17 protein-coding genes and 1 pseudogene are annotated in these 8,325 nt (G+C 59.4%); 12 read left to right on the top strand and 6 right to left on the bottom strand.

What is annotated here, in order from left to right:
• From NKH36_RS34000 to NKH36_RS33980, 5 genes are all read left to right on the top strand, one after another.
• On the top strand, positions 1–219 hold a 219-nt coding region (locus NKH36_RS34000), incomplete at its 5' end, for a recombinase family protein (RefSeq protein ID WP_352966148.1).
• A 101-nt stretch (positions 220–320) separates the two neighbouring features.
• Positions 321–533 carry a hypothetical protein gene (locus NKH36_RS33995; RefSeq protein WP_352966147.1) on the top strand — a complete coding sequence of 71 codons (213 nt, stop codon included), beginning with the start codon at positions 321–323 and terminating at the stop codon, positions 531–533.
• A gap of 9 nt (positions 534–542) precedes the next feature.
• Positions 543–797, top strand: coding sequence for a hypothetical protein (locus NKH36_RS33990; RefSeq protein ID WP_352966146.1), 255 nt, complete (start codon positions 543–545; stop codon positions 795–797).
• Between the two features lie 325 nt (positions 798–1,122).
• Positions 1,123–1,308, top strand: a complete 186-nt coding sequence (locus tag NKH36_RS33985; RefSeq protein ID WP_352966145.1) for a hypothetical protein — start codon at positions 1,123–1,125, stop codon at positions 1,306–1,308.
• A 264-nt stretch (positions 1,309–1,572) separates the two neighbouring features.
• On the top strand, positions 1,573–2,412 hold the full coding sequence (locus NKH36_RS33980; protein ID WP_502912169.1) for an ATP-dependent DNA ligase: 840 nt from the start codon (positions 1,573–1,575) through the stop codon (positions 2,410–2,412).
• A 101-nt stretch (positions 2,413–2,513) separates the two neighbouring features.
• On the opposite strand, the gene NKH36_RS33975 is transcribed toward NKH36_RS33980, so the two are convergent.
• The 4 genes from NKH36_RS33975 to NKH36_RS33960 form a co-directional block, all read right to left on the bottom strand.
• The gene (locus NKH36_RS33975) at positions 2,514–2,726 is read right to left on the bottom strand and encodes a hypothetical protein (protein WP_352966144.1); all 213 of its coding nucleotides are present in this window, start codon (positions 2,724–2,726) and stop codon (positions 2,514–2,516) included.
• 98 nt (positions 2,727–2,824) lie between these two features.
• Positions 2,825–3,097 carry a hypothetical protein gene (locus tag NKH36_RS33970; RefSeq protein ID WP_352966143.1) on the bottom strand — a complete coding sequence of 91 codons (273 nt, stop codon included), beginning with the start codon at positions 3,095–3,097 and terminating at the stop codon, positions 2,825–2,827.
• Positions 3,098–3,346: 249 nt separating this feature from the next.
• Positions 3,347–3,523: a hypothetical protein gene (locus tag NKH36_RS33965; protein WP_352966141.1), complete on the bottom strand. Its 177-nt coding sequence runs from the start codon at positions 3,521–3,523 to the stop codon at positions 3,347–3,349.
• Entirely contained in the window at positions 3,520–4,212 is a 693-nt protein-coding gene (locus tag NKH36_RS33960) for an SOS response-associated peptidase (RefSeq protein ID WP_352966140.1), read from the bottom strand. The genes NKH36_RS33965 and NKH36_RS33960 overlap by 4 nt, the downstream gene beginning before the upstream one ends.
• A gap of 80 nt (positions 4,213–4,292) precedes the next feature.
• Between NKH36_RS33960 and NKH36_RS33955 the strand changes: the two genes are divergently transcribed.
• The 4 genes from NKH36_RS33955 to NKH36_RS33940 are packed head-to-tail and all read left to right on the top strand — an operon-like array spanning position 4,293 to position 5,387.
• Complete coding sequence (locus NKH36_RS33955; protein ID WP_352966139.1) at positions 4,293–4,679, top strand: hypothetical protein; 387 nt, start codon at positions 4,293–4,295, stop codon at positions 4,677–4,679.
• Positions 4,676–4,936 (top strand): hypothetical protein, encoded by a 261-nt coding sequence (locus NKH36_RS33950; RefSeq protein WP_352966154.1) that lies wholly within the window; start codon positions 4,676–4,678, stop codon positions 4,934–4,936. The genes NKH36_RS33955 and NKH36_RS33950 overlap by 4 nt, the downstream gene beginning before the upstream one ends.
• Entirely contained in the window at positions 4,852–5,295 is a 444-nt protein-coding gene (locus tag NKH36_RS33945; protein WP_352966137.1) for a recombinase family protein, read from the top strand. Before NKH36_RS33950 ends, NKH36_RS33945 begins: the two co-directional genes overlap by 85 nt.
• On the top strand, positions 5,226–5,387 hold the full coding sequence (locus tag NKH36_RS33940) for a recombinase family protein (RefSeq protein ID WP_352966136.1): 162 nt from the start codon (positions 5,226–5,228) through the stop codon (positions 5,385–5,387). The genes NKH36_RS33945 and NKH36_RS33940 overlap by 70 nt, the downstream gene beginning before the upstream one ends.
• A gap of 263 nt (positions 5,388–5,650) precedes the next feature.
• On the opposite strand, the gene NKH36_RS33935 is transcribed toward NKH36_RS33940, so the two are convergent.
• Complete coding sequence (locus NKH36_RS33935) at positions 5,651–5,965, bottom strand: hypothetical protein (RefSeq protein ID WP_352966152.1); 315 nt, start codon at positions 5,963–5,965, stop codon at positions 5,651–5,653.
• Here NKH36_RS33935 and NKH36_RS33930 point away from each other — a divergent pair.
• Positions 5,846–6,154: pseudogene (locus NKH36_RS33930) on the top strand (alpha/beta fold hydrolase); the annotation flags it as partial. The gene NKH36_RS33935 and the pseudogene NKH36_RS33930 sit on opposite strands and share 120 nt — an antisense overlap.
• Before the next feature lie 61 nt (positions 6,155–6,215).
• Positions 6,216–6,581 carry an alpha/beta fold hydrolase gene (locus NKH36_RS33925; protein ID WP_352966151.1) on the top strand — a complete coding sequence of 122 codons (366 nt, stop codon included), beginning with the start codon at positions 6,216–6,218 and terminating at the stop codon, positions 6,579–6,581.
• Positions 6,582–6,874: 293 nt separating this feature from the next.
• Here NKH36_RS33925 and NKH36_RS33920 read toward each other — a convergent pair whose 3' ends face one another.
• Positions 6,875–7,384, bottom strand: a complete 510-nt coding sequence (locus NKH36_RS33920; RefSeq protein WP_352966135.1) for a ferritin-like domain-containing protein — start codon at positions 7,382–7,384, stop codon at positions 6,875–6,877.
• A gap of 522 nt (positions 7,385–7,906) precedes the next feature.
• Between NKH36_RS33920 and NKH36_RS33915 the strand changes: the two genes are divergently transcribed.
• On the top strand, positions 7,907–8,325 hold a 419-nt coding region (locus NKH36_RS33915; RefSeq protein WP_352966134.1), incomplete at its 3' end, for a Crp/Fnr family transcriptional regulator.

Genomic DNA, 8,325 nt, shown 5'->3' with positions numbered 1-8,325 from the left:
GCGAAAGGTCGGAAGATCTCGATCCGGGAGGCTGATAGATTCGCCCAAACCGTGCTGCCGATCATCACCTCCATTCAGCGCTCCGGCATCACCAGCCTGCGTGGCCTGGCCATCGCCTTGAACAACCGCGGCGTTCGCACAGCGCGCAATGGACAATGGCAGATGTCGAATGTGCGCAACATTTTGGTGCGGCAAGCTTCTGCGAACCTGCTTTTATAGGCGGGAATATCCTTCGCGCTCAGAAATTTCTACCAATCATTCCGACCCCCATGGAACCCTTTATTAGTCGCAGAGTTGCGTCTGAAACTAGGTGGACCGTTATGGTTACCCAAGGTACGAATCGTGCCTTCCGAGAGTTGATTGGATCGGAAGACTATCGTCGGAAATTGCGCAAGCAGTTAAAGCTGGAGGACGACCAACCTCTACCGCCGAAGCTTGCCGCGCTGGCGCTGGAGCTTCAGGAAGAACTTGAGCGGCGAGAGAAAAAAATGGGAACTGAACCCGCCGGCGAGAAGCCCTCAGGGGAACTTTGAGGCGATCTTTTGGGGCGCACCACCGGCGATCTTGCGAAGGGTGGCAGCGTCATGCCGATCCATCGACAAGCCGAGAGAGCTGGTGTTGTGTTCCGCCCCTTTGAGGTGGCGCTACTGGGCCGCGTGTTCGATCGGCTGAAGGTCGGGGTCCAATCTGATAACCAACGTGAAGCGCTCGCATCTCGGATCATCGCCAATTATTTGGCCGGAGTGAGGGGCGAGGAAGAACTTCTTTCGGCTTCCAGGCAGCCGTTGGGGCGGTAAGCGCCTACTTCCAACTGCGGGTTGATAGACTTCACGCAATCGGCAGCGTATGATTTTTCACGATCCGCGCACCGGGCACACTCGACCTCCGTCCCCCCTGCTAGGTGACCGCTTGATCGACCCGTCGCTCTCCTGTGCGGCGGGTATTTTTTGTTTCCGTATGGAACTTCGGAGCGGGCTGAAAGTTGTTCGCGCAGCACTTCTCCTTGTGCTGAGCTGCGAGGATTGTCGATAGGCCCGCGTCTTCCTGGAAAGGGCGCGGGCTTTCACGGAACCATTTGGTGACTGGCGAGTTCGGGCTTACACATCAGATGGACAATCGCACATGGCAAAGCGTGACAAGGCCGTGCACAAGTCCCTTGCCGAGGCCGTTCGGCAGTTCATCGGTGCTGAAGACAATCGTCATCACGTACACAAGCTGCTTGGGCTGGAGGTCGAACCAGAGCTGCCGCCAACCCTAGCGTCGTTGCTTGAGGCGATCGGCAAGGCCGGTCCGGACGAAACTCCTTAGCTGGCATGGGTTATCTGGCCGACCTTTAAATTGCCGTGCTAGGAACCAACGGGGCCACAATTAGCTGGTGCTTCCGCGGCGAACCAGGGCGTGAACGATTGGGTCTTCGCCAGACTGGGGCGAATTGTAATCTCATGCAACATTGCTAATTTAGTAAAATGATCATGATCCGTTCCTCTAGCCATCAAATCGGTCGAGCCTAGACTCGAACCTGTGCGTGAACGAGTGAGTGCCGGCGCTGGCCGGCTGGACTTCATTCCTCCGATGATGCCCACCTTGGTAGCAAAGCCGCCCCAAGGCGATGACTGGATGCATGAAGCCAAATTCGACGGCTACCGCTCCCAGATCATCATCGACGCCGGCGGTGCACGGATTTTCACCCGCCGCGGCCTAGACTGGACATCGAAGTACCGCGATCTGGTCGAGGCAGCCAAAGGTCTCAACCTACAGAACGCCATCATCGACGGCGAAGTCGTCGTCTTGAATGAGGCTGGCCTTTCGGATTTTGCCGCGCTGCGCAAGGCAATCACCAGGCGCCAGCACGACCTCTATTTCGTCGCGTTCGATCTGCTGCATCTCAATGGCCACGACTTGCGCGACATGGCGCTTGAGGATCGGCGGGAAATCCTGGCCGGCCTTATAGCGTCTGATAGCCGCATCCAGTTCAGTGAAACGATGCCAGGCGAGGCCAACGCGATCTATCATCTGATCGACACGGCCGGCCTGGAAGGGATGGTATCAAAGCGTCGAGACAGCAAATATCGCAGCGGCCCGACTACCAATTGGCTGAAAACCAAGTCCTTCACCGAAAGCGAGTTCGAGCTTCTTGGCGTCGAGCGCGAGAGAGGCAAACCCGCGTTTGCTCTGATGGCTGAGCCGGGCTCCCGGAAATACGTCGGCAGTGCTTTCGTCAGCGTCAATCGCGAGATGCGGGAGCGGCTGTGGCAGCGCGTCCAGGAACATGCCGGGCCACCGCCCAAGGATATGCCAAAGCGGCCGGCAACGCAGTGGGTCAAGCCGGGCATCAAGGCACGCGTAAAGCATTTAAGGGGCGAGGAGGACCTTCGACACGCATCGCTGCAGGATTTTTGGGACGAAGAATGAGCAGGGATGCCAGCGCTAGGCCGACGGCGATGCGTACGCCCATTGTCAAGCCCGTGGCGAGTTCACCGCCAAGGTCCGGGAACGATCCGGTCCGCCATGAGTTAGTAAATCATGATGAACACCATGGAACCCCACGGACGCGCGATGGCGGATGCTAGGGAGCGCATCAACCGGACCAAGCTCGCGCTTGAGCGCACAGAGGAATTGCTGGCCGAGAATACCGCGCTTTGCAGCAGGATACGCGCGCGACGGTGTTTGGTCGAGGCCGCATACCGCTTGGTGCAGATCGATCCCGCCAGCGATGCGGCGCTCATTGGGCGTCTCCCCATTCCAGACGGGCCACGATGATATCGGCGGCACACGTGCTGCTGTAGCCCGTTCAAAAGCGCGACCGTCGGTTGATTGCCAAACCTTATGTTAGTGCGTCTAATCTGCCGTCCACATTGGGGTTTTCAAAATGCCGCACGTGCCCGCGCATGCCGATGATCTTGTCGTTGATCTTCTGGAAGCCGCGAGATGTCTCGAGAAGCTGACGCCGGATGAGATAAGGGGGGTTCTGCGAGATGCTGCCGCCGTCCTTTGCGAGCTGGTTAGCCCCGACTGTCCGCCCGAAGCTCGGGAAGCAGGCTGTCAACGAAGCCCGCAGAAGCCCCGCCAGACCGGCGAGTAAATAGGCGGCAACCAAGATGCTGGATATCAGCCATATTGAACGCCAAAACACCGATGGCAGTGACCTGCAATAGTGCGACGCGCCGGCAATGGAATAGGGGACATCAGGCCGAAGCTGAAATGCACCAAGGCGGCGGCAAGGCAGTCGGGCCTGCTGTATACGCCCCGATAAAACCTTCGCATCCGGTTGGAGGAAAAGTAGCCAAACTGGGAGGGGGAAATCTTAGGCACCCTCGATCTTATCTAGGTCTTCCGGTCGGGGTGCTTATAGGTAGCGCTCGCCGTCTTCGCGGTGCTCGAAACAGAACCAGTGCGGCCGCTGCCGCGGCTTGGCAAATCCCCATCCGGCATTCTTGCCGCAGCCGGGATGCTCGCAGAAATGATGCTGGATGCCCGGCGCGGTGCCCTGCTCTAGTCTGGGAAGCCGAATTTCGTCGCTCATAGCAGCGCTATCGGTTCAATCATATGTTGGCTGTCGTTCGGCTTCCCGTCTTTCACGCTCGCATTTACGTCTCGGCTCACCCGATAGAACTGCAACTGGCCATCCAGATTGACGTCGAGCAGCTGCTTTGCTGCGTCAGTGGGAGTCGCCGGATCCAGCCACGCCTCGTAGACTTGAGGATCGAGGATCACAGGCTGGCGGTCGTGCAACTGTTTCATTGGGTCGGAAGCTGGCCCGGTGACGATCGTGCAGCTCGTAACATCGAGTTTGGAATTGTAAGCCCAGAGGCCGGCGAAAGAGAACGGCTCGTGATCTGGCTGGAAGATATGCCAGGGGTCTCTTTTCTTGTCGGCCGGCGAAATGGTCCATTCGTAGAAACCGTCGGCAGGAATAAGGCAACGCTTGGACTTGAATGCGTCGCGGAACGCAGGTGCTGTATCGACGCTCTCGATACGGGCGTTGAACATGGCGGCTTTCGGCATTTCCTTGGCCCAGAACGGGACCAGCCACCAGCGACCCTGGCGAAGCCGTTGGTTTCCGTTTTCTCCAGCCGTGACGAACGGCACTTCTTCGGTGGGCGCAATGTTGTAGCGCGGCGCGTCATTGCGGCCAATTTCCGCTGGCGCCGTCAGTCGATAGAGCCGGTGGATTTCCGACCATGGCAGATACCTGGTGAAACGTCCGCACATGCCGATGCCTCAATTGCGAAGGATCTCAGCGGCCCAAGATCGAGAATTCTCTTGAACTCGCCCGTCCTGCGCCAGACACCTTGAGCCTTGCCTCGGTCGGCAGTGAACGAAATGAGAACAAAATTGTCAAGGGAGCCTTGACCAGCGAGGAAAAAGGTTCCTTTTCTATTCCCATGGCGCACGATCCGATTGACACGCTGGGCAAGGCGACGCGGCACAATATGCTCGTCAAGGCAGAATGCAGTTGCGGCAATGTCCGCTACTGCCGTTCGGCGGACCTGATGATTGTCTACGGCGGCGGTGCCGATCCACTGAAGCTCAAATTCGACTGCAGCCGCTGCAAGCCAACGGTGAAGATTACCTTGCTCGAGGTGCATCCCGAGCACCTGCCGAAACGATTGATGATCCACAAGCCGATCAAGATCGATGGCAGGATCCATTGGACCACCGAGCGGTTCCGGGGATGAGCGAGCGTCTCAAGGTTCGCCTCGCCTACCAGCGAGGCTTCCAGATCGTCGAAGGCAGCACCATACTTGCTGCGGCGCTAGTCGCACCAGGGTCGGCGCTTGCCGGTCCATGGCCGCGCCAAACCTTCAGCGATCATGATCTTCCCGACATCGCGGCCATTGACCTCGATCGTTGCGAGCGTGCGGCTCGGACGCGCTGGATCGCCGCCCGCAACGTGCAGCCGCCCTCGCCCGGGCCCGACAGGCCAAGTGCCTAGTAATTGTCGCCAAGCTTGATCGACACTCGCGTGAAAACGCCTTCATCGCTGGCCTGATGGTTCAGCGGGTTCCCTTCATAGTCGCGGAACTTGGCGCCGATGCCGATCCGTTCATGTTGCACCTTTACGCCGCTTTGGCTGAGAAAGAGCGGCGATTGATCTCGGAGCGCACCAAAGCCGCCCTCGCCTCTCGCAAGACCACTGGGATGAAGCTCGGTAATCCGACCAACAAGCTGCGGCGAAAGGTCGGAAGATCTCGATCCGGGAGGCTGACAGATTTGCCCAAACCGTGCTGCCGATCATCGCCTCCATCCAGAAGTCCGGCATCACCAGCCTACGTGGACTGGCAATCGCCCTGAACAATCGAGGCGTTCGAACCGCGCGCAACGGCCAGTGGCAAATCTCTAACGTGCGCAACATTTTGGCGCGGCAATCTGCTGCCCAGCTTTGATAGGCGGGAATTTGGGCACCTCCGCCCTTTCGCGCGGCTTCGGTAATTTCGGGGATGTATTTCGTCGCGGTGCAGAAACCTGGCCTTGACCACATCGCTTGTGAAACCAATTGGGGAGCAAAGATGCACTTGGTAAGTCGCGCGCCGGCATGCGCGGCAGTTCGGTAACAGCGTCGAGGCAAGTCGAGAGAGTGGTCACGCCACACTGCGCGCAGCGGCCGTCAGTGGTCCGCGGCATGAATAAGACAAGAGCAGCCGCCATGCTACTTGGCGCGGGGTTGGCTGGCCTGGCGTTGTACAACAGCGCTCGCGCCAAGCGGGCGCGTTTCTCGCATGCGTCGGGGCGCTTCGTCGAGGCTGCAGGGGAACGCCTCCACGTCCTTGAACAGGGCGACCGGATGCCGTTGATCCTGCTGCACGGAAACGGCTCGTCGGCCGAGGATTTCAAAACCAGCGGCATACTCGACGAGGCGGCCAAGAGATACCGAGTGCTCGCCTTTGACCGGCCGGGCTTCGGCAGGAGCACGCGGCCGCGAGGCAAATGGTGGACGGCGGCCGCGCAAGCCGATCTCATTCATGCCGCCGTCGCACAGCTTGGGATCGAAAGATATCTCGTTCTAGGGCATTCCTCGGGTGCATCGGTGGCTATTCAGCTGGCGCGCCTTCATCCCGCCTCGGTCGCCGGCATCGTCGTTGTTTCCGGCTACTATCATCCACGGCCGCGCCTCGGCCTCGCACTGGCGGCACTGCCGGCCTTGCCTATCGTCGGCGGTGGTCTACCGCCACACCTTGCTGCCGCTGCTTGTGCGGCTTACCTGGCCGCTGACCATGGCCAAGATATTCCGCCCCGCCACAATCTCTGCAGAGTTTGCTTCATCGGCAAAGGACGTCGCCAGCCGGCCCTCGCAGCTGCGCTCGATCGCTGCCGAGTCGGCATTGATGCTGGCCGCGGGACTGGCCGGCGGTCGCTCCGCCCAGTACAAGAAGCTGTCGCTACCCACCGGAATTGTTGCCGGTGCCGGGGACCGGTTGTTCGACGCCCAGGGCGAGGCTATTCGACTGCAAGCCGAGATTCACGGCTCCTTTCTCGATATCATCCCGCAGGCCGGCCACATGGTCCACCACGCCGCACCGCAAGCCATTCTCGCCATGGTCGACAAGGTCGCCGCTGCGGGCAGCGGCGAACCCGCATGATTTACTTTCGGCCGAGACGCATTTCCAGACAACCGTTTGGACGGTGCCGCTGGAGCCAGCCACCGCAGACACGCCCGATTCCGTCGAGCCCCGACGGCAGCGCGTAGGCTGGGACGCGACCTCTGTGCAGAAGACCCGCCGCTATGTGAGCGCGAAGGCTCGCTGGTCAGGCCCAGCGGCCTCCCCCGCAACCAAAGCCATTGGGCCGCCTCCGCCATCGCACTGGTTCTGTTTCGAGCACCGAGCCGAAGGGAACTTCTATAGACGGCATTCTATCAGGTTGTCCGCCTACGTCACCGTTTCGCGGTGTCAGAATCCCGCTCGTCGCGTCTGAGGAACTCGGTGGTGACCGCGCCGAGTTTGCTTTCCAGCCAGTCGGCCATCGCCTCTTCTTCGCGCAGGTTTGCTTTGCACGCGCTTTCGGTCTCGGAATCGCCGACCTCGCCGGCTGCGGCAATGAGCATCTTGTAGCTGGCGATTTCCATATGCTCGAACGTGTAGCTGGCTAGCGATCCTTTCATCACCTCGTCGCCTGCAAAAATGCCGCTGATGTTCTGTCCGAAGGCGATTATCTTACCGCCGGCATCCTTCAGCGTCGAAGATCCATCGCCAATCCGGTCGAGGCATTGTTCGAGACGTTTCGCCTGTTGCCTCGTTTCTTCGAGATGCTTGTTCATCCGGTCGCGAATCTCGGGATAGTTTTCCAGACGCTCGATTTGGCCGCTCAAAATGGTCTCGGCCTGTTCTTCCATGGCGTGAGCGTCGCGCAGCCACTGCACCAGACGTTCTTTGGGCTCCGTCATGTCCGTCTCCGTTGGTCAGCATAGATTTACTGCCAGCGCAACGTCGCCACAGAGCGTTCGTTCCAATCGTCGATAGTGTTGTCCCCAGCCGGGAACAAACACTCAACGTCGTTTCTTGCGCGAGGCCGGACTGGCGGTGTCCTAGGTCTCGCCGAAAGCCCGCTCGCTTTGCACGTGCAGCGGGGCCGAGGGCTACCAAATGCCGCGCCCGCGTTTCAGTCGCACCTGCCTCAGCCCCCACGATCTGGCTGTCTGTGAACGCGTCTTTGATCAGGTTTGCGCAGATGAGCAAATCGACCCTTTTAGCCGGGATGCGGAAGTCTTAGCTGTGACGATTGTCGCGGTTTTTCGAAACATTAGTAGCGATGAGGGCAAATTGCTGGAGGCAGTCAGGTCTCGTCGAGGCTCAAGGAGCGCAGACAAGGCTTTATAGGCACCGTGGAACATCTGAGGCGAATGCAAGTTCGGCCGGTAACACCCACGGAGGTAACCAAGTCCTTGTGTCCAGCTTTCTCCTCGGACGTGCTCATCCGCAAGCTGCGTGGCATCGCTGATATCAGCGACGATGACGCCGCGGCCTTAGGAGGCCTCACGATTCAGGAGAAGGATGTTCCGGCTAACAGGGATATCCTCATAGAAGGCGATCGGCCAACCAACTCATTTGTCGTCTTGGACGGCGTAGTATGTTCATACAAGCACACAGGTGAGGGAAAGCGGCAGATCACCAGCTTCTTTGTCGCCGGCGATCTCCCGGATCTGCACGGCATCCATCTCACAGTCATGGATTGCAGCTTCTCCAGCATGACGCCGGGCAGATTGGGCTTAATCCGCCACAGCGCTCTTCGCTCGATTTGCGAACAGCGCCCGCGCGTTGCAGCCGCGTTCTGGCGATCGACCCTGATTGACGCTGCGATCTATCGGGAATGGGTCACCAACGTCGG

Source organism: Mesorhizobium sp. M1312, from assembly GCF_040318115.1.
Taxonomy (GTDB): Bacteria; Pseudomonadota; Alphaproteobacteria; order Rhizobiales; family Rhizobiaceae; genus Mesorhizobium.
This window is presented reverse-complemented; position numbering and strand designations above follow the sequence as displayed.

What these genes read in the sequence shown, in the direction of transcription:
- NKH36_RS33995 (WP_352966147.1), top strand. Translation starts at nt 321, where the DNA reads ATGGTTACCCAAGGTACGAATCGTGCCTTCCGAGAGTTGATTGGATCG.
- NKH36_RS33985 (WP_352966145.1), top strand. Translation starts at nt 1,123, where the DNA reads ATGGCAAAGCGTGACAAGGCCGTGCACAAGTCCCTTGCCGAGGCCGTT.
- NKH36_RS33980 (WP_502912169.1), top strand. Translation starts at nt 1,573, where the DNA reads ATGATGCCCACCTTGGTAGCAAAGCCGCCCCAAGGCGATGACTGGATG.
- NKH36_RS33975 (WP_352966144.1), bottom strand. Translation starts at nt 2,726, where the DNA reads ATGAGCGCCGCATCGCTGGCGGGATCGATCTGCACCAAGCGGTATGCG.
- NKH36_RS33965 (WP_352966141.1), bottom strand. Translation starts at nt 3,523, where the DNA reads ATGAGCGACGAAATTCGGCTTCCCAGACTAGAGCAGGGCACCGCGCCG.
- NKH36_RS33960 (WP_352966140.1), bottom strand. Translation starts at nt 4,212, where the DNA reads ATGTGCGGACGTTTCACCAGGTATCTGCCATGGTCGGAAATCCACCGG.
- NKH36_RS33950 (WP_352966154.1), top strand. Translation starts at nt 4,676, where the DNA reads ATGAGCGAGCGTCTCAAGGTTCGCCTCGCCTACCAGCGAGGCTTCCAG.
- NKH36_RS33935 (WP_352966152.1), bottom strand. Translation starts at nt 5,965, where the DNA reads ATGAATGAGATCGGCTTGCGCGGCCGCCGTCCACCATTTGCCTCGCGG.
- NKH36_RS33925 (WP_352966151.1), top strand. Translation starts at nt 6,216, where the DNA reads ATGGCCAAGATATTCCGCCCCGCCACAATCTCTGCAGAGTTTGCTTCA.
- NKH36_RS33920 (WP_352966135.1), bottom strand. Translation starts at nt 7,384, where the DNA reads ATGACGGAGCCCAAAGAACGTCTGGTGCAGTGGCTGCGCGACGCTCAC.